Genomic DNA, 25,694 nt, shown 5'->3' on the forward strand with positions numbered 1-25,694 from the left:
GCATGGCCTGATGATGAATTTGCCTGAATTACCTTTAAGTCTTTACCGCGAATCCTTTATGGAAAGCCTTCAGGCGGGAACGCTGCTGCTTGAGGCGGAGCCCGGGGCAGGTAAATCGACGCTCGCGCCTTTGTGGGTGCTGGATGCTGTACTCGATGGGCAATCAGTGTGGGTGGTTCAGCCACGGGTGCTGGCTGCCCAGGCGTTGGCCAATCGTTTAGCCGGATTGCTGGGTGAATCTCCCGGCGAGACCGTCGGTTATCAAGTTCCTTATGACAACCGCAGTAGCGCGAAGACGCGGTTATTGTTGATGACGCCGGGAATTTTGTTGCAGCATCTTTTGCGCAATCCGCTGCTCGACGGTGTGGGGGTTGTCATGCTCGATGAAATTCACGAGCGTGCCGTCAATCAAGATCTCGCCTGGGCATTGTTACAGGAGGTGCAGATTCTGCGTGATGATCTGCAACTGGTGTTGATGAGTGCAACGCCGGACCCCGGCTTGCAACGTCAGATTCCCCAGCGTTTATTTGCCCCCGGTCGCTGTTTTCCGGTGACAACGGAATTTCTGTCCCCTAAACAAAATGCCTACGGCCAGGCAGAAAAACTTGACGATCATTTACTGCGCGCCTTGCAGTCTTGTCCCGATTGGCAGCAGCAAACCACATTGGTTTTTTTACCGGGTTGGCGTGATATTGAAGCCTGCGCGCAAGCTGTCTTGCACCGTTACCCGAACCACAGGATTGTGCGTCTTCACAGTCGTGTCACGGCGCAGGAACAGTTGCAAGCGCTTGATCCTGCGCAGGGTGTGCGCCTGATTCTTGCCACCAATATTGCTGAAACGTCGCTGACCATTGCGGATGTGACATTGGTGATTGATTCCGGCCTGGTGCGCCGCGCCGAGTACGAGCAGCGAACGGGTATCACGCGTTTGCGCACGGCGCGTATCAGTCAGGCCAGTGCAGACCAGCGGCGCGGGCGGGCAGGGCGGGTTCAGGCGGGCCACTGCATTCGTTTATGGTCTCAGGACCAGCCATTGGCACCGGCTGACTTGCCGGAGATTCGCACCACCGATTATGTCCCGTTAGTGTTGCGCCTGGCCCATTGGGGAAGTGGGGCAGATCAATTGAACTGGCTTGAATCACCGAATCATTTGGCGATGGTACAGGCGCAACAACAGTTGCACTCCTGGCACCTGCTTGATGTACACGGCAAAGTCACCGTGGCCGGCGAACAGGTCAGCGAGCTGGGCACGCATCCTCGTATCGCCGCCCTTTTGCAGTCGATGGTTCATGAAGGCGTATTGCCGGAATCTGCCTTGTTGCTCGCACTTGCTTTGCATTTTGAATTAAATCCTGCCGCAGACATGCCAAGCTGGTTGGCGGAATCTGCGCAGGAACTGCAACGACAAGCGCATTGGCGTTTGCGAAGAAAACGTTGGCTTGCCGTGCTCCATGCGCAGGTAAAACCGCAATCAGTTTTGCCAGCACAGCAACTGGCGTTGTCCTTCAGTGATCGCATTGGTTTTCGGCAGGATTCAGGCCGTTATCGCTTGAATTCAGGCATCAGTGTCGAACCTACACACGCCCTGAATACTGCCTGGGCGATTTTTCCGGTTATTCAACCGCGTGCAAAAGGCCACGCTGGTTTGGGGCTCGAATTGACCTTGACGGCCGAGCAGCAACGCCAACTGAGTCAACGTCAGAGTTATCTTGTTTTTAAACAGAATCAATGGCAACGCCAGTCGCTATGGAAGATGGGCGGTGTGGTTATTGCTGAGCAAACCGATGTTATCGCCAATGATGAACTGGCGCCTGCATTGCTTGAGCATGTGCAAACAATCGTCGCGGAAAAAGGCTTGCAAGGTTTAACATGGTCTGCCAATGCAGAGCGACTGTTGCAGAGTGCAAGGTTGATTGCACGCTATGATCTGCTGACTCTTCCACCGCTGGACGACGCCAGTCTGGTTAGTCAACTTGCGTCGTGGCTGCAGCCTTTTTTAACGGCTCAAACGCAGCTGGACGCATTGCCCTGGCGTGCCGGGCTTGAGTTCTATCTCGGTTATGAACATTGCCAGAAAATTCAGGCCATCCTGCCTGAGACAATCCAATTGCCCAGCGGTCGGCATGTGAACCTGACATTCGCTGCCGATGCTACACCGGAAATATCCGCCAAGTTACAAGAATTTTTTGGCTGCAGCGATCTGCGCCTGGCAGACGGCCGTATACCTTTACGTATTCATTTGCTATCGCCAAATGGCAGTTCTCTGGCCATTACGACTGATCTGGCCTCGTTCTGGCGACAGGCTTATCCGGACGTGAAAAAAGAAATGCGCGGTCGCTATCCTCGTCATCCCTGGCCGGATAATCCGTTCGACCATGTGGCAACGGCGCTCACAAAAAAACGATTGCAGCATAATCCGCCGTCGTGAAGTTGGCGGATTTATCCTTATGTCTATCGTCTATGTTCGTTAGGGCACTTATCGCTTAAATTGCTGTGGATCTCTCACTCCGGCGAGCTAAACTTGGCTATACTTTAAAGCGTTTCTGCGCGATATCTGACTTGGGGCTTGAATCTGTTTATCGACAGGTGATGGGATGAAAAAAATCGCTGCGGCTTTTATCAGTTGCCTTGCTGCCTTCGCCCATGCGGATGACATGTCCTATTGGAATGATACGTTATCCGCAGAAGACGTCGCTTATTTTGATGAGATGTTGCGCGTCGACTCCTCCACTACCCCTGTTATGTCCTCTCCTGAAATCAACGCTGAATGGCGCTTGATCAGCCATCCACAACCTTCCGTTGAAGTTGGTTCACGTTACGCATTATCCGTTGTTGAGGTTGCTTATCCCGGGCAATATAGCGACGTCGTCTATAGCTTCACCGAGAAAAACCTTAACGATAATCTCGCGGTATTTCTGCAAGTCAGTCACACTGAAAACAATGCTGCCCTGAGCCATGAATATATTGGTACCGGTATCCTGGTGAACAATCGGTGGCGCGCCGGCGACGGCATTGGTTTGGGTATTGCCCACGCTCGTTCCAGTGATCTTCAACAACATATTTATCCGGACTGGGAATCCGCGGAGATGGCCTGGGAGTTAAGTTATTTTGGCCATCTGCTCAATCGGCTGAACGCTCAAACCAGTGTGTATTACATCCAGCATCCTGTCCAGAATGTCGAAATCAGTGACTCCATTGCGGCGCAGCTGCGTGTGCATTTCAAATTCTGATAGCGGTTTCCAACCGTTCTTTAATATAAATTTTCTTTTTTCTGAACATATTTCTTTGAAAGAGAATATGGCGCATCACTTTTCTTTCTGCCAAATTTAACCTGACTTTTCAGCATCGTTGTACCTGATGCTTGAAATGGTCATGGTGAACGTGTAAATGTAACGTCACGCGCTGCCGTCATTTTTTCTCGCGCTGAGTGCCCTGATTGTTTTTATGAATAAAAATAAGTAGTCAGTCAGGGTCGCGTTGATGTGGGAAAAATTTCGCGTTATCAATGAAAAATAATTTTAATGGTTGACAAAGCAGCGAAGGTTTTTGCGCTGGTTTCTTGCCGGATCACGGTTGGTAGATGAGCCAGGCTTTGTCATGGAAGCAGCTGTTGATATTGAGTTGACAGCAACCACCTATCCTAAGGAATGTATGCAATGAGAACTCCCTCTCTGGTGCGATTATTTTTTTCATCTTGTGTTTTTCTTGGTTTATCGCTTTCAATGACGCAAACATTTGCATTTTCATCAGCATGTAGCAGCTTGTCTTCGGCATGCTGGGGTGGGCCATCAAGCGCATCAAACTCTTCACGTTCTTCAAGCTCTTCGAGTTTTTCAAATACTTCAAATTATTCAACCTCTACAAGCTATACATCGGCATCCGCATCTACGTCGGCTTGCGGCATATATTCAACCTCCAGTTCCAGTAGCTCCAGCAACTCATCGGCGGCGAGCGTTCAGTGTGCCATTGCCAATGCTAACGCCTGGAATACCGGTTACGACTTTGCGGTTAACGTGACCAACACCGGCACAGAAGCCGTCAGTGCATGGGAGGTTTATATTGCGCTGGGCGAAGGCCATACCATCGGTAATACCTGGGGTGCGGATGTCTCGTTGGATGGGCAGATTATCACCGCCGAAAATCTTCAATGGAACGGCACTTTGCAACCGGGCCAGAGCACAACATTTGGCATAAACGGCACGCATCCGGGTGCATTTGTCCAGCCGCAATGCATATCAGGCTCCTTACCTAATCGTGCTCCGAGTGCCGGTGTTGAGGTCGATGTTTACGGCCCTACCGTATTCGTAGATGCGCGAACCTCGACGGACCCTGACGATAATCCATTAACCTACGACATTGATTTTGGCGATGGTGAGGCCATTCGCTACAGCAACGCCTGGCATACCTACAGAGCAGCTGGCGATTACACCGTCACAGTGACTGTTTCCGATGGAGAACTGACAGACATTCACACCGACGTTATTACGGTGACGGAATACACTGGCGGCAATCGCGCGCCGATTGCGATGCTGGCAATAGGGTCTGACCGCGGGCGTATCTATGGCCGAGCCAATGCAGCCTTCGATGAAGACGGTGATGCACTGACTTATATCTGGGATGTGGGAACCGGTCCCACCACCTCAACCAGCCCTTCCTCGCCGGGCCGTTATGTTAATGGTGGCGCTTATGTCACGGTGACTGTGAGTGACGGCGAATTAGCCGATACCAAGCAAATGTTTGCACCGGCTAACTGTACTTATTGGTATGACTTCCGCGCATCGGCTAATTTCGAGTATCACCTGGACAATATGACCGTATATGTCGATGCGCGTGATTCAGAGGCGGCATATAACATTAACTGGACTTTCGGTGATGGCACGACGAGCAATGATCTGGTCACGTCGCATACCTATGCTGAACCGGGAATTTATCGCCTGACTCTCTCGGCATCCGGCATTCCATTTTCTGACACTGAAGCGGTGACTTTGATTGTCGGTGATGTGCAGGATAATGAACCGCCCATTCCCGCGTTGGTTTGCGAAGAATCCACAATGGATTATATCGATGGTCCCGTGACGACGTGCGATGTGTCGGGCACGCTTGACCCGGACGGCGATTATCTGACATACATCGTTGATTGGGGGGATGGTTCTTCCAGTGGTGTTGCCTCATACACAAGGTTCGCTCATCAATACGAAGAGGCAGGTGATTACGTCATTACCTTAACGGTATCAGACACATTGAACACGGTGACTGAGCAATTTAACTGGACATCTTCCGGGCAAATAGATGAACCCAACGAACCGCCGGTGGCGGCAATTGCCTGTACCGAAGTGGAGCGTGCGGTAGAGCAACCCGATGGATCAAGTGTTGAACAATATTTCACGGCGTGCAGTGGTGTAGGAACCGTCGACCCAAATGAAGACGACGATCTGGTGTTTTCCTGGGAGATGGGTGATGGCGCAACCTATGAAACTACGCGTTCCATTGATACCGTTTTTCATCAATATCAAGTTGCCGGCAGTTACACGGTCACCATGACGGTAAGCGATGGTGAGTTCACCGACACCATCACGCGCGAGGTAGCGTCCAGTGGTATTGAAATTCCAGACAACAATACACCGCCAACGGCTTGCTTCCGGATTATTCAAAATGCCATCTATCCGCCGCCCTTGAATGCTACCTTTGACGCGAATTGTTCATCCGATGTTGACGGTGACACCTTGACTTATCAGTGGGAGTTCGGTGATGGCTCTACCGCAACCGGCGTGATTACGTCCCATCAATTTGCCAATCCCGGACGCTATGAAACCCGCTTGACGGTGAGCGATGGCCGCGCATCGCACTCTACTACTCATACGGGCATTTATGGGGCTGTTGGCACGGCGCAGTGTGAATATGTTTTGACCAGCGAATGGAGCACGGGTTTTACCGGTGCGGTGCGCATCACCAACGAGGGCGTTGCCCCCTTGAATGGTTGGCGGGTGGAATGGCAGTACGCGGGCGGTGATCGCATCAGCGGTGCGTGGAATACGCAATTCTCTGGAAATAATCCCTACACGGCCGCCAGCCTCGGTTGGAATGCAGTAATACAGCCGGGACAAACAGTTGAATTTGGTTTCCAGGGTACCAAGCCTGAGGGAATTGCAGCCGAAGTTCCCACGGTTATGGGTGCAATATGTGAGTAGTGAATACATGATTTGCAACTAAGCGTAATGAAAACCGGCACAAGCAGTGCCGGTTTTTTTGTGCATGTGAAACCGCCGGGGTTTATGAATTATTGTGGTAGGTCTGGCCGGGGGATTTGTAATTTATAACCCACGCCGTAAACCGAATGAATAATCTCTTCTTCAGTCAGTTGCAGTAATTTTTTTCGTAATTTGGTGATATGTGAATCCATGGTTCGGTCATTGACGACGCGGTGATCGTTATAAGCATGTTTCATCAGTTGCTCGCGGGAAACAACGCGTTCCTTGCTGGCCATCAAGGTTTCCAGCAATCGGTATTCAACCGCTGTGATCTCAACCTGCTGCTCACGAAAACGTACCGATAGGGTCGATTGATCAAGGTAAAAATGTGTATCGGCCGTTAAGGGCTGCGTGCGTCGCAATACCGCTTTGACGCGGGCAACCAATTCCCGTGGGCTATAGGGTTTGCAGATATAATCATCAGCACCTAATTCGAGGCCCAGCAACCGATCAATTTCTTCGACCTTGGCCGTCATCATGATGATGGGAACTTGCGATACGCGGCGAACTTCCTGGCAAATGCTTAAACCATCCTTGCCAGGCAGCATTAGATCCAGCAATACCAGGTCCCAGTGTTCATGGAGGATTTTGTGTAAGGCGATCTGTCCGTCGCCGACGAGGGTTGTGTCGAACTCCTGCGCGCGAAGATAATCCTGCACTATCTCGCCCAACTCCGGTTCATCTTCCACGATCAAAATGCGCATCATAATTATCAGGCTCGTGATATAGGCAAGGTAACAGTAACGGTTAAACCGCCTAACTGACTGTGGGTAATGTGGATGGTTCCTTCATGCGCCTCAACAATATTGCGACACAATGTCAGGCCTAAACCGGCACCTCCGGTAGCGCGATTCCGGGAAGATTCAGCACGATATAAACGTTCGAATAATTTTTCATGCAGTGAGTCATCAACGCCCGGCGCGCTGTCATCAAGAGTAATTAAAAAATGATGTTCTTCACGGTGCATCTGCAATCTGACATTGCCGGGCGCCTGGGTGTAATTGAGGCTGTTTTGTAACAGGTTTAAGAACAATTGATGCAAGCGTTGCGGGTCACCAAAAACCGGTGCATCCCCCGGCGGCAAGTGCGCGACAAACGCCAGCCCTGCATTTTCGAAACGTGGCTGCATAATGTTCACCAGTTCCTGCAAGAGCTCGTGTAAATCGCAGGCTTGTTTGCGGTATGTCAGGGCGCCGATGTCGGTGAGTGAAAGATCATAAAGGTCATCGACCAGATTGGTCAGGCGCCGGGTGTGCTGTTGCAGTCGCGCAAGCGCTTTTTGGTCGAGCGCCCGAACGCCGTCCTCCAATGCCTCGATATCCGCTTGCAGAACAGCCAAAGGGGTGCGCAACTCGTGGGATATATCGGCGACCCAGCGCCGCCGGGCCTGTTCACTTTGTTGCAGCGAATGACCCAGATCATTGAGGTGTTCTGCCAGCGTTGTCAGCTCATCTTCACCCTTGAGATGAATTTTGTTGTCATACTGGCCCTGGCTCAGTTGCTTGATATGTTGCACCAGGGCGTGGATGCGTTTGGTGAGAAAGTGTGACAAGGGCAGGGCGGACAACAACGCAAATAAAAACGCCGCGACGGCAATCAATGCCATGTTGGTAGTCTGGTCGCCGGCAAATTCGGCATCGTGCAGGTCGCGCAGGGCCGGATTCAACGGCATTCCCAGATAACCGACGGTACGCGAATTAACCTGCAATTTATGGCGATAAATATCGCGGCGCATGCGCGGATCGCCCGCGACAAGGTTTTGTTCTTTGTCGAGCAACACCACCGCGCGGAACAACGCGCTGACCCGCCGGCTGACGTTAATCGGCGGCGCCATCCCGTCGGGCGGGGTGCCGGGTAACGCATCGGGTGGCAAACGCCGGCTCCGGAAATTGTCCATCATAAAAACGGTCAGGTAATCGGGCCAGGCCTCGGGGTTGCTCCTGAACCAATCCCAATTGCCGTGCTCCTGATAATGTTGTTCCAGCTTTTCAATCAACGGCGCCGCACGGGCAATCTCTTTTTGTTCAATGTAATGCCAGAAACCCCGCTCGAAACTGAAACTGAAGAATGCATAGAGCGCACCGGTCAGCACGGCACTGGTAGCTAGTAAGGCGAGGAAGAACTGGGTTCGAAGTTTAAACATGCCTGGCTCAATCTTGTTGCCGTCAATTTTGCAGTGTGCACTTATGCAGGGTGTGCGATCAATGGCTGGCCCGCTTCCTGCGGGGCTAATTGAATATTAACCCCCTATGATTCTGCGAGTTAAGATGGCGCGTCTTTTCAGGTTTATTCATCCGCGGTTTGTTTTGAGCGCAAATTACGCCATTTATTTTGCGTATTTCGCGTTGTTAGGTTTGCGCGCGACGCAGAAAATGGCGAAATGAAAATAGGCAAAGTACTCAGACAACACCGCAACGCCCAAGGCAAAACCTTGGAGGCGGTATCATTCGTGGCGGGCACCGATGCAGGTAATCTGTCGCGTATCGAGCGGGACGAGCAGCGTCCGTCGCTGGACTTATTAGAAGAAATTGCCCGTGCGTTGGGGTTAACGGTTTCTGCAATATATGCTGAGGTGGAAAGCCAGGCGACAGCCGTCAAGGAGCCGAGCGATCGCTATAAAACGGACAAAAAACGTGCCGCAGAGCTGGAAAAACAGGTTAATCAGCTAACCCGTTACTTTTGTTCGCTTTCTCCGGAAGGTCGGGATTTGGCTCTGAATCTGGTGCAAACCCTCAAGAAAGCACATCCCGCGCGGGACGAGAAGACATAGCTGCCCCGACTTGGGTTATTGCGGATTGCCGAGTAGAATGCCAGCCCGATTCGGCTTGCTTTCTGTAGCACCGCCCCCACTATTTCATCTACTGCGCGCTTGCCGCACCCACCGCAAACAGAGGTCAATTACGGTTATGGACGTTTTGGAAACGATCAAGCAACAAATCACCGAAAACCCGGTCATCCTTTACATGAAAGGATCGCCAAATGCTCCCCAGTGCGGTTTTTCCATGCGCGCATCCCAGGCGCTGATGGCCTGTGGCCAGCGCTTTGCCTATGTTGATGTGCTGACCAACCCCGACATTCGCACCGAACTGCCCAAATTCGCCAATTGGCCGACCTTTCCACAATTGTGGGTAAAAGGAGAGTTGGTTGGGGGATGCGACATCATCACGGAGATGCACGAAAAAGGTGAATTAAAAACCCTCGTCGATGCCGCTGTGGTCAATTAACTGCTGGCGGAAAAGCCAGGCACTGCTGGAACCGGATTGTGTGACGCAGGTGAAAACGCCTGTTCCAGCCCACGTGCTGACTGAAACGGTCACCTGCGTCAATTCAAAACAATCCGCTCCAAAAATAAATTCCGATTAGCGTTACCGCCCCAACGGCGCTAAATATGCACAGTGCCAGGCCAAGCAGACGCTTGCGATCATCGCTGCGTTGATCTTCCTGGTCGCGCAACAATTGATGCGCACGCCAGGCAATATCGCGGGATTTCAGCAGTTTTAACTTGATCTTGTTAAGCGCTGTGATATCGGCAATTATTTTTTGCTGACTTGCCGGGTCGCTGGTTTGCGCGCGTTGCGCATGCAGGTTTTCCAATTGCTGTTCCAGCTCGGCTATTTTCTGGTCGATGTTAGCGGACAGCTCATTGATCTTCATAATTGGGTGCTCTTGCGTCAAACGGTGGCGTTTACCTTAGCAGATATCCGCCGTTGGGGGTGTGTAAACAAACACGCTTTACTGGCTCGTTCATAAACCAGGCGGGCTTGTTATAATCGACATCTTTTTTGTGGGTATGGCACCCGCGTGATCTTTCCGATTCTGGAGTTATCAGCTTTCGTGGATAGAAAAACCGATCCTCAATTTCATATTTCGTTTTATGGCCCGCGCTATTGGTTTACCTGGCTAGGCTTGGGCTTTTTTAAATTGCTAGCGAGCCTGCCGGTATCTATCAGTATGCGGCTGGGTGTGGGCATAGGTTATTTGTTTTACTACTTGGCCCGCCCTCGTCGCCATATCACTGAGGTAAATATTGCGCTGTGTTTTCCAGAGTTAAGCGCGCAGGAACAAGACCAGCTGGTGCGTGGAATCATGCGTGCGGTTGGCATCAGCGTAGTGGAAACGTCGATTGCTCTCTGGGGTAGCGATAAGCAAATCAAAGGTCGTTATACCATCAAAGGTGTAGAGCATATCGAAGCAGTGCAAGCTGAAGGTAAGGGCATTATCTTGATGGGCAGCCATCAAACGACGCTTGATTTGGTGGGGCGTATTTTATCCAGCCATATTACCTTTGATGTCTTGTACCGGCGTGATCCCAATCCGTTGTTGTCCTATATGATTTCCCAGGCGCGCGAACGGTTTGCCACATCCGCCATCCCCCGCGACGATACCCGCCAATTGATCAGGAATCTGCGCAAGGGACATTCTGTGTGGTATGCCCCGGATCAGGACTATGGTTTAAAGCATGGGGTTTTTGCACCTTTTTTTGGTGTGAATGCGGCGACGATTGTGGGCACCGGGCGTATTGCTCAAATGGGTCAGGCAAAGGTGATTCCCATGTCGTATTACCGTAATGCCCAGGGGCATTACGAGATCGAGTTTTATCCACCGCTGGATAATTTCCCCAGCGGTGATGACGTGGCTGACGCGACCCGCACCAATGCGGTTATTGAAGAAATCATCCGTCGTCAGCCAGACCAGTATCTTTGGGTTCACCGACGCTTCAAAACACGGCCGCCTGGCGAGCCCAGTTTTTATCGGAAGAAGCGCTGAAAAATTTGGTTTGGTTACACGGCCCTTGCGACAGGTGTATCACCGGCAGCGCAGTAATTTTTTAAGGGTTCCCCAAAAAAGCCGTCACGCGTCAACAGGATATGCTATAAGCCCTTGCATGGTTGTAATGCATTCCTTGAGGAGCAGCACTGATGTTGAGAATGTTCAAGATTCAAGGTACCACCTTGCGCGAAGTTCCCGCGCAACAGGAAGAGGATACCAAGGTTGCACTCGCCAATGCTGTTTGGGTTGATGCCCACGAACCGAGTGAAGAAGAACGTGAAAATCTCAATACGTTTCTGCGCGCCGAATTGCCAGAGTCGGATGACGTAGAGGAAATTGAATTCTCCGCCCGTTATTTTCAGGACAGTGCCGGCATCCACGTTCACTCGTTATTTTTGTCCCCCGGGGAATCGGGGCGGCATAATACCGTGACAGTCGCCTTTATTCTGCAAGACAAACGCTTACTGACTGTGCGTGACGGCGACTTGGCAGATTTTCGCTTGCTGCGTATGCGTGCGCGTCGCGGTCAGGTGCATGTCAGTTCGCCGCAAGACTTGCTGATTACCATGTTTGAGCAAAAGGTGGAAAACCTGGCAGATGCCCTGGAAGATATCCATCGCAAACTGGAAGAAGTCAGTCACATGGTATTGGAGGATGCCGACGCTGAGTTGGAAGATGCGATTGATCGTCTGGCCAAACTGGAAGACAGCAACGGTAAAATCCGTTTATGTCTGATGGATACCCAGCGCTCCATTTCCTTTATGCAGCGTCATTTGCGCGAACACTTTGAGTTGCAGGAAACCGCGCGGGAAATTAAACGCGATGTGGATACGCTGATGTCCCACACGGCTTTTCTGTTCGATAAGATTAACTTCCTGATGGACTCGACGCAGGGTTTTATCAATATCGAACAAAACCAGATTATTAAAACCTTCTCCATCGCTGCGGTTATCTTTCTGCCGCCGACAGTGGTAGCCAGTTTGTACGGCATGAACTTTGAGTTTATGCCTCATATTCATTGGCAGTACGGTTTCGAATTAGGTCTATGCCTGATGGTGTTAAGCGCATTGGCACCTTACTGGTATTTCAAAAGCAAGGACTGGCTGTAAGCTAAGGCGGGCAATGTCCGCCTTGTCGGTTGAACTCCCTTCTAATAAGAATCTCCCCTGTTTTATCTGCTGATAATGTGTTTCTCCTGTCTTGAGGACCCTGATGTTATGTCTGTTGTTTTTGAAGCGGTATTGTTTGATTGCGATGGTGTGCTGGTGGACTCTGAAGTCATTGCAACCCGTGCACTGCATCGTTCGTTGCAGGATATCAATATAACCCTGAGTCTGGATGAGGTCGCCACAACCTTTACCGGGCAAAGTTTTTCCCAGTGTGTCGCCTTGATTGAGGCGCATCGCGGCAGTTCGCTGCCAGAAAATTTTATGGAAGATAATCGCCGTTATTTTCGCGACATGATGGAGCAAGAGCTGGTTGCAATGCCGGGTATAAAAGAGGTTCTGCAATCGCTGACGCTGCCCTATGCCCTGGTAACCAATTCACAAGCGCGCGAGCTTGATGTGAAATTGAAGCACACAGGGTTGGATACTTTTTTCCCGCCCGAGCATCGTTTCGATACGGAAACGCTGGGGGTGGCCAAGCCTAACCCGGAAATTTACCGACGCGCAGCGGCCACGCTTGGGTTTGATATCAAGCGCTGCCTGATTGTGGAAGACAGCTTTCCCGGCGTCAGTGCCGGTGTTCACAGCGGTGCGACTGTGTGGTGTTATCGCCCGCATTTAACGCAAGAGGAACTGGATAATTTTGGTGTAACCTGTGTTTTTACGGACTGGGTGCAGTTTCTCCCGTTGTTGAATCAGGCAACCTGGTAAGCAGCTGTTATTCCTCCACCCATTCCCAGCGCAATGGCTGGCCAAAGTCATCCAGGATAACGCGTTTGCGTGGGCGAGGTTTGCGATTGCTTTTGTGAAGTGGAGGATGGGGTTTGCGGCGTGCTTCGATAGCTGCAACGACCTCCGGGACCGGAGTGCGATCTTCCCCGCCCTGGCCATCAAAGATACTGACCAGTGGACCGCGCGCGTCTTCGCGACCACTTAATCCTCGTGGGACTTCTTTTACGGAACCACCGTGATCAAGGAACTCGCTGACCTGTTGATTGAGCTCATCGCGCAATTGGCGTTTGGTTTTGATCGGTTTCATGATGCTGATCAGGTATCTCACTCGGGCCACGTTGTTTCTGGAAGATCGCCCACTCACCCGATACCAGGCCCACAGACGACCACTCAGGATACCAGTCTGCACTTTGGCAGACAAACCTGTCGCTCGCATACTGCTGGGGGTTTGGGTAAACTGCGCGTCTTTTCCTGCTTACCGGGCGCAGCGGTATCTCGTCCTCCGCCCCTCGCGGCCAATATCTTATGACCGATATAACCCTGAAAATCACCGAGATTTTTTACTCACTTCAAGGCGAGTCGAGCACAGTCGGCTTGCCGACGGTATTTGTGCGTTTAACCGGTTGCCCATTGCGTTGCGGTTATTGTGATTCGGCATACGCATTTTATGGCGGCGAGCGACTCACCCTGAGTGAGATTCTGGAAAAAGTGGCCAGCTATCGCCCGCGCTACGTGTGCGTCACCGGCGGTGAACCTCTGGCACAGCGCGATTGCACACAATTGCTGACTCAATTATGTGACGCTGGCTATCAGGTATCGCTGGAAACCAGTGGAGCCTTGCCATTGGACGATGTTGATACGCGTGTGATCAAGGTGATGGATCTCAAAACCCCCGGTTCCGGCGAAGTTAATCGCAATCGCTGGGAAAATCTGCCGCTATTGCAATCGCAGGATCAGGTGAAATTTGTTATTTGTCATCGCGAAGATTATGAATGGGCGCGATTCAAACTGGATGAACATCGCCTGCATGAGCGGGTAGGTGAGGTACTCTTCTCGCCCAGTTTTGGCCAGATAGAGCCCGTGCAGCTGGCGGAATGGATTATTGCGGATAACTTGCCGGTGCGTTTCCAGTTACAACTTCATAAATTGTTATGGAACGACACGCCGGGTCACTGATTTTCCGGCGAATCGTTTCGATGCTGCAACGCTGCCGCCAAGGCTGAAGACCAGAGACTTAATGAGGTGTAGACGTATGAGTCAAAAGAAAGCGGTGGTACTTGTGTCGGGTGGGTTGGATTCCACCACCGTGCTGGCGATTGCCCGCAGTCAGGGATATGCCTGTTATACCATCAGTTTTGATTACGGCCAGCGCCACCGTAGCGAACTCCTGGCGGCGGAGCGTACGGCGAGCTCGCTGGGCAGCGTAGAGCACAAGGTGATAAAACTGGATCTGCGCAGTATCGGCGGGTCGGCGTTAACGGATGACGCCATCTCGGTACCGGAAGAGGAAACCACTGGCATTCCGGTCACCTATGTGCCGGCGCGCAATACGGTATTTTTATCCATCGCGCTTGGTTGGGCCGAGGTGTTGGGTGCGGACGATATCTTTATCGGCGTCAATGCGGTGGATTTTTCGGGTTATCCCGATTGTCGGCCGGATTACATCGCCGCCTATGAAGTGATGGCAAACCTGGCGACCCGAGCGGGAGCAGAGGGCAATCGCCTTAAAATCCGGACGCCGCTTATCGATTTAAGTAAGGCTGAGATCATAAAACAAGGGATCGCTCTGGGTGTGGATTACAGTCTGACCGTCTCCTGCTACCAGGCAAATGATCAGGGTGAAGCCTGCGGTAAGTGCGACAGCTGCCGTTTGCGCAGTTCCGGTTTTGCCCAGGCAGGGGTCGCAGACCCAACGCATTACCGGCGCTGATCCCAACCTGTTCGCCGATGTTGTGCATCTTTTAACCCATTGTTTGACAGAGCATTTTTTCGTGGTTAATGGCCAAAAAGCGCTTGTTTTTTTTGTTTAAATCTTTAATATACGCGCCTCTTTTGGGTCGTTAGCTCAGTCGGTAGAGCAGTTGGCTTTTAACCAATTGGTCGCGCGTTCGAATCGCGCACGACCCACCATATTCAAAAGGACTCATGCGCAAGCATGGGTCGATTGCAACACAAATCGTAAGACAAACCGTTTTCGGGTCGTTAGCTCAGTCGGTAGAGCAGTTGGCTTTTAACCAATTGGTCGCGCGTTCGAATCGCGCACGACCCACCATAACAAAAAGGGGATGCCAGATGGCTTCCCCTTTTTTATTGTCAAATTGAATGTGAAAGGGCTGTAGAGCCCCTGTGGTAGAATCCGTCACCTTCACTTGAGGCAGCCGTGATGTCAAAACCTGTGATGATTGCCACCAATGATGTCCACTCCGCGCAAGCGCTGGTGCAGGAACATCTGGCTCGTGCCTGGAGTGCGCCACAATACACCCCCGAAGAAGAAGCGGATTATAAAAACCGGATCGCCGCTTTACTCAAGCAGCACAATGCTGTGCTGGTTGCGCATTATTACACCGACCCGTTGATCCAATCACTGGCAGAAGCGACCGGTGGTTGTGTGTCCGATTCCCTTGAGATGGCGCGTTTCGGCAAGAATCATCCCGCCACGACGTTGATTGTGGCCGGCGTAAAGTTTATGGGAGAAACCGCCAAGATCCTCACGCCAGAAAAGCGCGTGTTGATGCCCACCCTTGAGGCAACCTGTTCATTGGACCTTGGTTGTCCCATCGAAGAATTCTCTGCTTTTTGTGATCAACACTCAGACCGGACTGTCGTGGTTTATGCCAACACCTCGGCGGCGGTCAAGGCGCGCGCTGACTGGGTGGTGACTTCCAGCATTGCGCTGGATGTGGTGGATCATCTGGATAAACAGGGTAAAAAAATCCTGTGGGCGCCGGACAAGCATTTGGGAAGCTACGTACAGCAAAAGACCGGCGCCGACGTGCTGCTATGGGATGGAGCCTGCATTGTTCACGAAGAATTCAAAGCCCGTGGTGTTATCGACTTAAAGACGCTTTACCCGGATGCCGCCATCCTGGTTCATCCCGAATCGCCGGCTGCGGTGGTGGAGTTGGCTGATGTGGTCGGCTCGACGTCACAACTGATCAAGGCCGCGCAGACCCTGCCTAACCGCGAATTTATTGTGGCGACGGATCAAGGCATCTTCTATAAGATGCAGCAGTTAAATCCGGACAAAGTATTCCATATCGCACCTACTGCCGGCAGCGGCGCCACCTGTCGCAGCTGTGCCAATTGCCCCTGGATGGCAATGAATGCGCTCGATAATCTCGTCACGGTTTTTGAGCGCGATGATAATGAAATCCATGTGGACCCCGAATTGGCTCGGCGTGCGATGATTCCATTGCAGCGTATGCTGGATTTTAAAAAGTAAGCCGGGGCGATTGCAGCGCAGCGCGCTTGTTTCGCGCTGCTCCTCTCAGTACCATTGCGCCTTTGCAATTTTATGAACACCGCCAGACCTGCGCGTTGTGTTCTTAACGACGGAGTTTCTAATGATTCAAGGCAGTATGGTTGCCCTGGTGACCCCCATGACCCCCGATAATGCACTGGACTGGTCCAGTCTGCATAAGTTGGTGGATTGGCATCTGGAGCAGGGCACTCACGCCATCGTTGCGGTCGGCACGACGGGCGAATCTGCGACGTTGAACGTTGAGGAACACCTGGAAGTCATTCGCAAAATTGTTGACCAGGTCCACGGTCGCGTTCCGGTGATCGCCGGAACCGGTGCGAACGCCACCGACGAGGCTGTTGAGCTGACTGCCGCTGCCAAAGAAATGGGTGCGGATGCCTGTCTGCTGGTGACACCTTACTACAACAAGCCCACCCAGGAAGGTCTCTTCCTGCACCATGAATTTATTGCCAAAGCAGTCGCTATCCCCCAAATCCTGTACAACGTGCCGGGGCGTACCGGGGTAGATATGCGTGCGGAGACGGCGCTACGTCTCGCACAGATCGACAACATTATCGGTATTAAAGAAGCTACCGGTGATCTTGAGCGCGCGAAAACCCTGATTGAGCAAGCGCCGGATGACTTTGTGGTTATCTCGGGAGATGACGCGACAGCCGTAGAATTGATGCTTTTGGGTGGCAAAGGGGATATTTCTGTCACCGCAAATGTCGTACCTGCTGCCATCGCTCGGATGTGTGAGCTGGCAATTGCCGGACAGACCGATGAAGCGCGCGCGATTAATGACAGTTTATTACCCTTGCACGCTGCTATGTTTGTTGAAGCCAACCCGATACCGGTCAAGTGGGCGGTTGAGCAGTTGGGTTTGATCCAGTCCGGTATTCGCCTGCCGCTGACACGTCTGTCGGCGCAGTATCACCCACAGGTTAAATCTGCCCTGCAATCCGCCGGGCTGTTGTAGAGACGATTCATGAGAATAATGACTGTTAAAAAGTCGCCAGCTTTTTATGTGTTACTGGCGCTGCTGAATGTTTCACTGTCTGGTTGTGGCTTTTTCTTCGGTGATGATGGTGTGTTTCGCAATCGCGAGAACGACTACCTGATGGCCGATAACATCCCCCCTTTGGCATTGGATGAAAACCTGGACAAAAGCGCCCTGGGTGAGCTTTATCCTATCCCCCCGATTACTGAATCGGATTTCGGTTACGAAGCTGACCCTGAGAACAACGAAATTCCCCGGCCGTTACCGCTCTCGGCAAATATGCTGGAAGAGAGCGTCAAGATTCAGCGCCTGGGCCAACAGACCTGGATTTTGATGAACGTAGCGCCGGGAGAAGTCTGGCCGCGCGTACGCCACTTCTTGAATGTTAATGGACTGGCAGTAGCCTCCGCCGATATCAGCAGCGGTGTAATCGAAACCGACTGGATTCAATTCAAGACCGATCTCAGCACCTACGATAAATATCGCATCCAGATAGATCAGGGCGTTCAGCCGGAAACCAGTGAAATTCATATCGTCCATCTCAGTGTTCCAACCGGCGCTACGCCGCCGGCTCCGGTCACTTGGCCGCAAGCATCAGTCAACGCTGAAAAAGAAAAATGGTTGTTGGATGAGTTGGCAGCGACACTGGCCAGCGATACCACCGAGGGCGGCACATCCTTGTTGGCCCAATCTATTGGTGGTTCCACCAAAGCCAACCTGGGTATTTTGCGTAACGAGCCGGTGATGCGCTTGAAGCTGGATCGCGCGCGTGCTTTGGGTACCTTGTCCCATGCCGTTAAACAGGAAGGTTTCTCGCCTTATGAAAGTGATGCGGCAACAGGTACTTTCTATGTGCACTATCGCAAGATAGATCCTGAAGGGCCGGGCTGGTTTAGCCGCAAGTGGAGCGGTATCAGAAATGCTAAATGGGTGACGGCGATATTTGGCCAGCCCGAAGAAGAGCGTATCAGATTAAAAAGCCCTTACACCCTGGAAGAATTGACGGCAAACCTGCCGCAAGGTGCTGCGCTCGATCAGGCGCCCTTGTCGAATCGTAAAAAGGAGCAGACGCTGCCGGACGCACCAGGTTACCTGGTGATTGTATCGGGCGAAGAGGGTAATCTGACTGTTCGGGTACGTGACCCTTACGGTAAGCGTCTTGAGCCGCGTAAAGCGCGTGAGATGCTGACTATCCTGCGGAAGAACCTCATTTAAGGAAAACGCTATGCGTTTTGCATCGCTGGGCAGTGGCAGTCGTGGTAATTCCACTTTGGTGGAGTGGGCGACAGGCGCACTGCTCATCGATTGCGGTTTCAGTGTCAAAGACACCGAGCAGCGTCTCTTGCGTCTTGACCGGCGTGCCGAACAGCTTGCCGCCATTCTTGTCACCCATGAACACTCGGATCATATAAAAGGCGTTGCCGCCCTGGCGCGTCGCTACCAGATCCCGGTTTACATGACGCCCGGTACTTTTCACAGCCGGAATTTGGGTGAGCTTCCCGATTTGCGTCTCATTCATGCCTATACCCCTTTCGAGATTAACGGCTTAACGGTAAAGCCGGTGGCTGTTCCCCATGACGCGCGTGAACCCGCACAATTTGTTCTTGAATTTGCCGGTCTCCGCTTGGGAATACTCACTGATTTGGGTAGTATTACGCCCCACGTTGAAGCCTGTTACCAGTCCTGTGATGCGATGGTGCTCGAAGCAAACCATGATCCGGCGATGCTGGCTTACGGCAGTTATCCTCCCTCGCTCAAGCAACGCGTGGGAGGGCAGTGGGGTCATCTGAGTAATCAGCAGGCCGCCGGTTTTTTGCAGCGTGTTGATACCCGGCGGTTGCAGCACCTGGTGGTGGCGCATATCAGCCAACAAAACAATACGCCGGCGCTGGCACAGGCGGCCCTGATGCCGGTAACGTCCCAGATCAAACAGGTAACCTACGCTTGTCAGAACGAAGGTTTTGATTGGCTGACGCTGGTGTAACCCTGACTTTTACCAACCGATAGTTTTCTTATTTACAGCAGGCAACATGATGGAAAAACGCGAACAACTTTACGCGGGTAAGGCAAAATCTGTTTTCAAGACCGATGACCCGGATCGACTGGTCATGTTATTCCGCAACGACACCTCGGCGTTTGACGGTAAACGCATCGAGCAGTTGGATCGTAAAGGCATGGTTAACAACAAATTTAATGCCTTCATCATGGGTAAATTGCAGGAAGCGGGTATTCCCACTCACTTTGAAAAACTGCTGTCTGATACCGAATCCCTCGTGAAAAAGATGGACATGATTCCGGTGGAATGTGTGGTGCGTAATATTGCTGCCGGGTCCATCACGCGTCGTTTGGGGGTGCAGGAAGGCATTGAGCTTAATCCTCCCACCTTTGAATTCTTTTTGAAGAACGATGCATTGGGCGATCCAATGGTGAATGAATCCCACATCCAGTCTTTCGGATGGGCCACGGCGGAGCAGGTCGCGCGCATGAAAGAATTGACCTTCAAGGTCAACGGCGTGCTCAAGGATTTGTTTGCCGGCGGTAACATGTTGCTGGTGGACTTCAAGATTGAGTTCGGGTTGTTCAAAGGTGAGGTTATCCTGGGCGATGAATTTTCTCCGGATGGTTGTCGTTTGTGGGACAAAGACACCCGCGAAAAGCTGGATAAAGACCGCTTCCGCCAGAATCTCGGTAATGTTGTGGAATCATACGAACTGGTGGGCAAGCGTTTGGGGTTGAGTTTCTGATCCTCGCTGGTTGGTATACCAGTGTGTAATACGTCACGCTAAGGGGCTCCGGCCCCTTTTCTTCAGCCAAATTCTGGCCCAGTCCACTTTCAATGTGGCAGAACTGTTCTATGCTTGTTAAAGCTTGCCGGAGATAGGCATTTTTAGCGCCGAGTACAATTAACTTTCAGAAAATCAGGAGCTTGACTGTGATTGAACGTCGCATGTTTGAACGCACATCGACCTCGGTAAGAGTAGAAATGAGTCATCCGAGCTTCGGTACGATTGTGGGATTTACCAAGGACATCTCTGATGGCGGTGCTCTTGTTCAAATTGAAAACCAGCCTAATCCGCCTGTTGGAACAGAGGTTATGGTGCGTTTCAAGAAAGCCGTAGGGCCTATCAATATTGATCCGGTGAAGATGAAAGTTGTTCACCAGTTGCGTAATACCATCGGCTTGATGTTTGTGGGCCGCTGATTCCAATTGGCTAACAACCTTTCGGTGTTAGCCGTCTTCATATGTTACGCCGGGTTTATCGACACTGTTCCGGCTTTAATATCTCCGCGTTGGTTTCCTTCATATTCATCGCCAATTGATTGACATCTGTACAATCAAGGTGTGAATTTTTTTCCAGATCCAGCTGTACAAGTTTTAGTAACCCTAACAGGGGTACGACACTCATAAGTTGGTTTTCACGCAGAACTAAGGTTTTCAATCGCGTAAGTTTATTAAGTGGCGCGACAGTTTTCAGCTGATTGGAGGCCAGATTAAGTTCCTCCAATCCATCAAAACGTTCGAGTCCCGCGAGATTTGCAATACCGGCGCTGCTGCAATTAAGGAATGTTAATTGTGAAGCACTGGTGATTTTCTTATCCGCAATAGTCTGCTCTATGCAGCGGCGGAGGTTGTCGTCGGCTATCTGGTAATCGGCAAATAACGGTTCCGGTGTGTAAACGACGTTATCATTGACGCTGACGGAATAGCTGCAAGCTCCTGCCAGGCACATGCCAGCCAGTAGCAAAATTCTTGTGACGTAGTAAGAGTTCATTTGCAATATCATCCGCTTAAAATAACCGTGGGGACTTCAGTCAATAGCCTATTAAAAAACAACTTAATATTGCTATCTCTCCTAAAAGCTGAACCTGAGCTGAATCGAAATCGGGCTTGGCTCAACCAATTGGAATGATTGAACTGCCGAATTTGATTCGGGTCTATTGTGCCGATAAAACTTTGACAAAACACCATTTAATTTTCTTAAAATCCTGTTATCTTGCTAACCAATTTCCATCATCTGTCTCACAAGAGGACGCTTCATGAAACAGTTAATTGCCTTGTTATCTGCATTGTTTTTATTCGGTTGTATGTCAACTGACCCTTACACTGGTGAGCAGAAAGCCAGCAACACAGCAAAAGGCGCAGGAATCGGTGCCGTTGCCGGGGCGGTAATCGGTGCAGCATCAGCCAGCAAAAGTGATCGCAAAAAGGGTGCATTGACTGGTGCCCTGGCCGGTGGTGCTATCGGTGGCGGTGTGGGTTATTACATGGATCGCCAGGAAGCTGCATTGCGCCAGCGCTTGCAAGGTACCGGTGTTCAGGTGCGTCGTGAAGGCGACAAAATTTATTTGGTTATGCCCGGCAATATCACCTTTGATACCGGCAGCGCCGTCATTCGTTCAGATTTCTACGACGTGCTGGATTCTGTAGCCTTAGTGTTGGCTGAGTTCAACAAAACGGCCATCAAGATCAGCGGCCACACGGATTCTACCGGCGGTGCACAATTGAACCAGACGCTGAGTGAACAACGTGCAAACAGTGTGCGTAATTATTTGTCTGAGCGTAAAGTTGCTGCTGGCCGTATTCAATCCTACGGTTACGGTCCTCGTTACCCCATCGCCACTAATGACACTGACGCGGGCCGTCAGGCAAATCGTCGCGTTGAGCTGGAATTGTTGCCATTGGAATAATCAGGTAGCCAGCCATAAAAAAAGCCGCCTTTGTCAGGCGGCTTTTTTATGCGACAGATTTATGTTTCATTTCCATCAGTAGCGCATGCAGCATTTCGGTTGATAGCCCATGCAACACCAAGCGATGGCCTGCACGCAATGTGCTCATCGGCACCAGAGGATGTTTGTTATTTAACAGAATAAGGTGTTCTGGTGACTGCATAATCGTTGCGACATAAAGGCCAATGAGTTCGTCCAATTGCAGGGAGTTGGACGCGCGCCAGAAATCATTATCTGTCAGGAATAACTGATACGTTGGTGTAAATAACTCAATCGCTGTTTGCAGATCAATGAAATTTGTCCAACGTTTGGGTAGCGATTTTAATTCCAGGTCTGGTTCACGAATCATGCTGAAGTCGGGGTTTTTTACCGCAGTCAGAACCACTTCCTGGTCGCGCAATGCCTGATTTAAACGAATAACAAAATTAAACAGATTCAGGTCGTGCTTTAAAAATAATTCGTCTTTCAGGTCATCGAGCGTTGCCGGCTCCAGTGGGTCAGTCGCGACCTTTACCGGGGCATTCGCGGCAATAAAAGCCAGAATTTGTGAACCGAGATGAAAGTGCCGCAAGACCAGCCAATTAGCCTCGGGCGTTACAAAGTATTTCAAGCCAGTAGCAAGTATCCAATGTAATAGTTTTGATGCGGCCCAATTGCGTGGCAAGACGGACTTTACAATCTGTATCAAGACAATAAAGGTGCGCGCGAGCGGGCGGGCAAAAGGTAATAAAAATTGCCGGGAGCGTGAACCTGAATCCGTTAGCCAGGCAGTCTTGACATGATCTGATAACGGCGTGCTGCGATCCAGATACAACGCCAGCCAGGGATTGGGATCGCGAGGATCAAATGCTTCCTGAAGAAAAGGTGGCAGTGGTGCGTCCTGTTTCATATTAGTCCTCCAGAATATGATCAAATTGCATTTGATACAGCTGTGCTGTGCGCTTGGCTGTTTGCAAAATGAGTGTGGCAGCGCGTGGGTTTATCGCCAGGGTTATCTCAACTGCTTTGAGCCAGCGCGCAAGATGGTGTTCATCGTTTGCGCCGTGGTAGTCAAGAAAACGAAAAGCGTTAGCCGGGAGATTAACTTGCTTGCGTAACAGAGGTAGTAGCGCCGGAATAATACGTTGCCCCGTACCTTCAATGATATAAATGGCTCCCAATAAACCGACCGGATTTGGACGTGCTGCCAAGCCGTGGAGATATGTATTTAATGCATCGCCACCGGGATTGCGGCGCAGATCATCCAGTATGGCCGTGCCACCGGCGGCCTGGTAGTCCTGATACAAAATCATAAAATCATTTTGTTCATCGCCCGCATGGGTTTCGATCAATTCGCCAAGTGCTGCATATTCATCGCTGAGTGACTGCACTGCCTCACGCATCCATTTGCTGCCTTCCCTCACTTGTGGCACCCATTGAGCGGTCCATTGGCGATAATCGTCCTGGTTAAATTGGTTGGATACCAGTTTATGAATTATCGGACTACGCCATACATCAGAGCGATAGTTGTGCCAACTGTTTGCCAAACCTGTCAGGAGTTCACGCAATTGATGTGGAGCCGCATGCGGGTCATGTGGTGCATCAATCAAGGGGTCTGAAGAATGCGTAATAGATGGAGCGATTGTTGTTTGTATAGGCTCTTGCGACGCGTTTGGCTCGGCGGATTCCACCTCTATCAACATATAAGCTGCACTGATACGGCCTGACTCGGGAATAAAACAGAATATTTTCTCCCCGGGTTTTACTTCCCGGGTTTCGAGAAACTCTGCCAGCATAATAAAAATTGAAGCCGCTCCGGTATTACCGCGCGTTGTGAGATTACTGTACCAACGGTCGCGCGGGATACTGAGCCCGGCTTTGTCCAGTAATTCTTCAACAACAGGAATAAAACGCGCGGAGGAATAGTGACAAAGAAAATGATCGATACTGTTAGAATCGATCCAGCCGTCACTCACTAACTTCACATACTCATGAATACTTACATCGAACAGATGCGGCAGTAAACGAATATCCTGACGCAGAGAAAGTGCTCCGGCGGCTTCAGCGTCGCTGCTGGAAGGAAAATCGAGGAACGATGTCTGACGGTCTTCGGTTAAGCCCAATTGCATGCACACGGGATAATCGCCGGCAAAACTTTTTTGATGAATCCAGTTTAATTTTAATCGTACTCCGTTCTGTGCTTTAGGCTTGCGAGTCAACAGGAGTGCGCCGGCACCATCCGATAGCATCCAGCGGAGAAAGTGCGCATCAAAATCGCTGTTGTAACCGCGTGGTGCGAAGCGTGATTGCTTGAACATACGCGAGGGCATCTCTGCCGCAGCAACTAACGCCTGCTCATGACCCTGTAATTCAATAGCCTGCGCGGCAAACTCAATGGCGCTCACGCCAGCGGCGCACACACCAAGGCTTGACAAGGTTTCCATAGGCGGTGCACCCAGCTCACCGTGGACCATAGCGGCAAAGCCAGGAATCAGTGCGTCGCTCCCGGAAGAACCCACCGCAAGCAGACCAACATCCGCCAGGGTTGTTGTGCTGCGATTCAAGCAATCATGAATGGCATGTGCCGCGAGTCGTGCGTGGGATATTTGTGTTTTACCCTCTGCATTAATCGCGTAGTGCCGCGTTTGAATACCGTTTTCCGCCAGAATTTTTTGTTTGATGCGTTTCGACAATCGATTAATCGGCGCAATAAAAGCATCCATGGCTTCATTGTCTACGGGATCGCCCGGTAAAAAGTAACCGGCAGAGTCGATATAAACCTGAGTGAAACGAATAGGCATAATTTATCCTTAATAATTTACGATTGGCGTGCTTGCCATTTTTCAATAGGTAATGTGGCTGCATCATCAGGGAGGCTGGTACCTAGCAGGCGATCCATGAAAGCAAACATAAAGCCGAAGTTACCTTTGAAGCAGGCGTGATGCAGGTGGTGGCGTCGGCTTGCTTGATACCAAGGGCTTGTGCCTTGTGGGTGGAAATCATAATTCGAGTGGCCGATGCTGTTAAACAACAAGCTCAACAACGGCAAGGAGATTAACGCGGCGGTACTGAAATCGTGGAATAACATGGGCCACACAATGACATTGCCCAGCAGCATGGCTTCCACGGGATGAAAACTGTAAGTTGACCAGGGAGTGGTAACAATCGAGCGATGATGCGCAAGATGGAAGCGTCGTAACCAGCGCGTATGCAACAAGCGGTGGGTAATATAAAAATGGATTTCATTCCATAACAGTAAAACAGGAATTTCAATCGCAATCTGCACAATAGAAGGTTGTAACGCGAGTCCGGCCCAACCGAGTTGCAGCAGTCCCCAGGGGAGCAAGAGACCTATCCCGAATATCAGAATAGATAACAGAGACAAACCAATTTCGTGTTGCCATTGTCCGCTAATCAAGGGTCGTGGGTCGAGCTTCTTGCCGATGCCTAAGGCGGGAAAAAGATAATGGGTCAGCAGCCAATTCAGGCCGCCGAAGGTCAAGTAGATACTGGCGAAGAATAATGTTCCCGCTACGACAATATGCCACCCGGAAGCGGTCAGGAAAAATTCACGCATAAAACCAACCCTGAAAAAAAGATCGCCGTTCACT

At 51.1% G+C, this 25,694-nt stretch carries 25 protein-coding genes and 2 tRNA genes; 19 read left to right on the forward strand and 8 right to left on the reverse strand.

The genetic code is table 11. From position 1 onward, the window contains the following. Window positions 1–10 precede the first annotated feature (10 nt). The 3 genes from hrpB (at window position 11) to CBR65_RS20990 (ending at window position 6,188) form a co-directional block, all read left to right on the forward strand. Window positions 11–2,428, forward strand: coding sequence for an ATP-dependent helicase HrpB (gene hrpB / locus CBR65_RS20980; protein WP_087468673.1), 2,418 nt, complete (start codon window positions 11–13; stop codon window positions 2,426–2,428). A 166-nt stretch (window positions 2,429–2,594) separates the two neighbouring features. Further along, the gene (locus CBR65_RS20985; RefSeq protein ID WP_087468674.1) at window positions 2,595–3,230 is read left to right on the forward strand and encodes a carbohydrate porin; all 636 of its coding nucleotides are present in this window, start codon (window positions 2,595–2,597) and stop codon (window positions 3,228–3,230) included. 426 nt (window positions 3,231–3,656) lie between these two features. Next, window positions 3,657–6,188 carry a PKD domain-containing protein gene (locus tag CBR65_RS20990; RefSeq protein WP_198300833.1) on the forward strand — a complete coding sequence of 844 codons (2,532 nt, stop codon included), beginning with the start codon at window positions 3,657–3,659 and terminating at the stop codon, window positions 6,186–6,188. A gap of 89 nt (window positions 6,189–6,277) precedes the next feature. On the opposite strand, the gene CBR65_RS20995 is transcribed toward CBR65_RS20990, so the two are convergent. Both CBR65_RS20995 and CBR65_RS21000 read right to left on the reverse strand, forming a co-directional pair. Further along, window positions 6,278–6,952: a response regulator gene (locus CBR65_RS20995; protein WP_087469199.1), complete on the reverse strand. Its 675-nt coding sequence runs from the start codon at window positions 6,950–6,952 to the stop codon at window positions 6,278–6,280. 8 nt (window positions 6,953–6,960) lie between these two features. Next, window positions 6,961–8,391: an ATP-binding protein gene (locus tag CBR65_RS21000; RefSeq protein WP_087468676.1), complete on the reverse strand. Its 1,431-nt coding sequence runs from the start codon at window positions 8,389–8,391 to the stop codon at window positions 6,961–6,963. Between the two features lie 237 nt (window positions 8,392–8,628). Between CBR65_RS21000 and CBR65_RS21005 the strand changes: the two genes are divergently transcribed. Then, entirely contained in the window at window positions 8,629–9,018 is a 390-nt protein-coding gene (locus CBR65_RS21005; protein WP_087468677.1) for a helix-turn-helix domain-containing protein, read from the forward strand. A gap of 136 nt (window positions 9,019–9,154) precedes the next feature. Next, complete coding sequence (gene grxD / locus CBR65_RS21010) at window positions 9,155–9,472, forward strand: Grx4 family monothiol glutaredoxin (RefSeq protein ID WP_087468678.1); 318 nt, start codon at window positions 9,155–9,157, stop codon at window positions 9,470–9,472. A 103-nt stretch (window positions 9,473–9,575) separates the two neighbouring features. Here the strand turns inward: grxD and CBR65_RS21015 are convergent, their stop codons facing one another. Beyond that, window positions 9,576–9,902 (reverse strand): hypothetical protein, encoded by a 327-nt coding sequence (locus tag CBR65_RS21015; RefSeq protein ID WP_087468679.1) that lies wholly within the window; start codon window positions 9,900–9,902, stop codon window positions 9,576–9,578. A 180-nt stretch (window positions 9,903–10,082) separates the two neighbouring features. On the opposite strand from CBR65_RS21015, the gene lpxL reads away from it, so the two are divergent. The 3 genes from lpxL (at window position 10,083) to CBR65_RS21030 (ending at window position 12,895) form a co-directional block, all read left to right on the forward strand. Then, window positions 10,083–11,015: an LpxL/LpxP family Kdo(2)-lipid IV(A) lauroyl/palmitoleoyl acyltransferase gene (gene lpxL / locus CBR65_RS21020; protein ID WP_087469200.1), complete on the forward strand. Its 933-nt coding sequence runs from the start codon at window positions 10,083–10,085 to the stop codon at window positions 11,013–11,015. A 152-nt stretch (window positions 11,016–11,167) separates the two neighbouring features. Then, the gene (corA, locus tag CBR65_RS21025; RefSeq protein WP_087468680.1) at window positions 11,168–12,127 is read left to right on the forward strand and encodes a magnesium/cobalt transporter CorA; all 960 of its coding nucleotides are present in this window, start codon (window positions 11,168–11,170) and stop codon (window positions 12,125–12,127) included. 108 nt (window positions 12,128–12,235) lie between these two features. After that, a complete protein-coding gene (locus CBR65_RS21030) occupies window positions 12,236–12,895 on the forward strand; it encodes an HAD family phosphatase (RefSeq protein ID WP_157672181.1) in 660 nt (219 codons plus the stop codon). Between the two features lie 7 nt (window positions 12,896–12,902). On the opposite strand, the gene CBR65_RS21035 is transcribed toward CBR65_RS21030, so the two are convergent. Then, window positions 12,903–13,223, reverse strand: a complete 321-nt coding sequence (locus CBR65_RS21035) for a hypothetical protein (protein ID WP_087469201.1) — start codon at window positions 13,221–13,223, stop codon at window positions 12,903–12,905. A gap of 218 nt (window positions 13,224–13,441) precedes the next feature. Between CBR65_RS21035 and queE the strand changes: the two genes are divergently transcribed. From queE to CBR65_RS21085, 10 genes are all read left to right on the forward strand, one after another. Beyond that, window positions 13,442–14,092 carry a 7-carboxy-7-deazaguanine synthase QueE gene (gene queE, locus CBR65_RS21040; RefSeq protein WP_087468682.1) on the forward strand — a complete coding sequence of 217 codons (651 nt, stop codon included), beginning with the start codon at window positions 13,442–13,444 and terminating at the stop codon, window positions 14,090–14,092. 61 nt (window positions 14,093–14,153) lie between these two features. Continuing rightward, on the forward strand, window positions 14,154–14,846 hold the full coding sequence (queC, locus tag CBR65_RS21045; RefSeq protein ID WP_255377170.1) for a 7-cyano-7-deazaguanine synthase QueC: 693 nt from the start codon (window positions 14,154–14,156) through the stop codon (window positions 14,844–14,846). 124 nt (window positions 14,847–14,970) lie between these two features. Beyond that, window positions 14,971–15,046, forward strand: a tRNA-Lys gene (locus CBR65_RS21050). 66 nt (window positions 15,047–15,112) lie between these two features. Next, window positions 15,113–15,188, forward strand: a tRNA-Lys gene (locus CBR65_RS21055). 111 nt (window positions 15,189–15,299) lie between these two features. Further along, window positions 15,300–16,358: a quinolinate synthase NadA gene (gene nadA, locus CBR65_RS21060; RefSeq protein ID WP_087468684.1), complete on the forward strand. Its 1,059-nt coding sequence runs from the start codon at window positions 15,300–15,302 to the stop codon at window positions 16,356–16,358. 121 nt (window positions 16,359–16,479) lie between these two features. After that, window positions 16,480–17,355, forward strand: a complete 876-nt coding sequence (dapA, locus tag CBR65_RS21065; RefSeq protein WP_087468685.1) for a 4-hydroxy-tetrahydrodipicolinate synthase — start codon at window positions 16,480–16,482, stop codon at window positions 17,353–17,355. 18 nt (window positions 17,356–17,373) lie between these two features. Then, entirely contained in the window at window positions 17,374–18,591 is a 1,218-nt protein-coding gene (bamC, locus tag CBR65_RS21070; protein ID WP_232461270.1) for an outer membrane protein assembly factor BamC, read from the forward strand. A 10-nt stretch (window positions 18,592–18,601) separates the two neighbouring features. Continuing rightward, window positions 18,602–19,360, forward strand: coding sequence for an MBL fold metallo-hydrolase (locus tag CBR65_RS21075; RefSeq protein ID WP_087468687.1), 759 nt, complete (start codon window positions 18,602–18,604; stop codon window positions 19,358–19,360). Window positions 19,361–19,409: 49 nt separating this feature from the next. Further along, complete coding sequence (purC, locus tag CBR65_RS21080; protein WP_087468688.1) at window positions 19,410–20,120, forward strand: phosphoribosylaminoimidazolesuccinocarboxamide synthase; 711 nt, start codon at window positions 19,410–19,412, stop codon at window positions 20,118–20,120. A gap of 188 nt (window positions 20,121–20,308) precedes the next feature. Beyond that, window positions 20,309–20,578 (forward strand): PilZ domain-containing protein, encoded by a 270-nt coding sequence (locus CBR65_RS21085; RefSeq protein WP_087468689.1) that lies wholly within the window; start codon window positions 20,309–20,311, stop codon window positions 20,576–20,578. Window positions 20,579–20,633: 55 nt separating this feature from the next. On the opposite strand, the gene CBR65_RS21090 is transcribed toward CBR65_RS21085, so the two are convergent. Next, complete coding sequence (locus tag CBR65_RS21090) at window positions 20,634–21,149, reverse strand: leucine-rich repeat domain-containing protein (protein WP_232461271.1); 516 nt, start codon at window positions 21,147–21,149, stop codon at window positions 20,634–20,636. 265 nt (window positions 21,150–21,414) lie between these two features. Between CBR65_RS21090 and CBR65_RS21095 the strand changes: the two genes are divergently transcribed. Next, window positions 21,415–22,065 carry an OmpA family protein gene (locus CBR65_RS21095; protein ID WP_087468690.1) on the forward strand — a complete coding sequence of 217 codons (651 nt, stop codon included), beginning with the start codon at window positions 21,415–21,417 and terminating at the stop codon, window positions 22,063–22,065. A 46-nt stretch (window positions 22,066–22,111) separates the two neighbouring features. On the opposite strand, the gene CBR65_RS21100 is transcribed toward CBR65_RS21095, so the two are convergent. Genes CBR65_RS21100 through CBR65_RS21110 form a run of 3 tightly spaced genes read right to left on the reverse strand, consistent with a single transcriptional unit; the run spans window position 22,112 to window position 25,660 of the window. After that, window positions 22,112–22,993 (reverse strand): hypothetical protein, encoded by an 882-nt coding sequence (locus CBR65_RS21100; RefSeq protein ID WP_087468691.1) that lies wholly within the window; start codon window positions 22,991–22,993, stop codon window positions 22,112–22,114. 1 nt (window position 22,994) lies between these two features. After that, window positions 22,995–24,884 (reverse strand): StlD/DarB family beta-ketosynthase, encoded by a 1,890-nt coding sequence (locus tag CBR65_RS21105; RefSeq protein WP_087468692.1) that lies wholly within the window; start codon window positions 24,882–24,884, stop codon window positions 22,995–22,997. 17 nt (window positions 24,885–24,901) lie between these two features. Next, window positions 24,902–25,660 (reverse strand): sterol desaturase family protein, encoded by a 759-nt coding sequence (locus CBR65_RS21110; protein WP_087468693.1) that lies wholly within the window; start codon window positions 25,658–25,660, stop codon window positions 24,902–24,904. Window positions 25,661–25,694: the final 34 nt, after the last annotated feature.

Source organism: Cellvibrio sp. PSBB006 (assembly GCF_002162135.1).
Taxonomy (GTDB): domain Bacteria; phylum Pseudomonadota; class Gammaproteobacteria; order Pseudomonadales; family Cellvibrionaceae; genus Cellvibrio.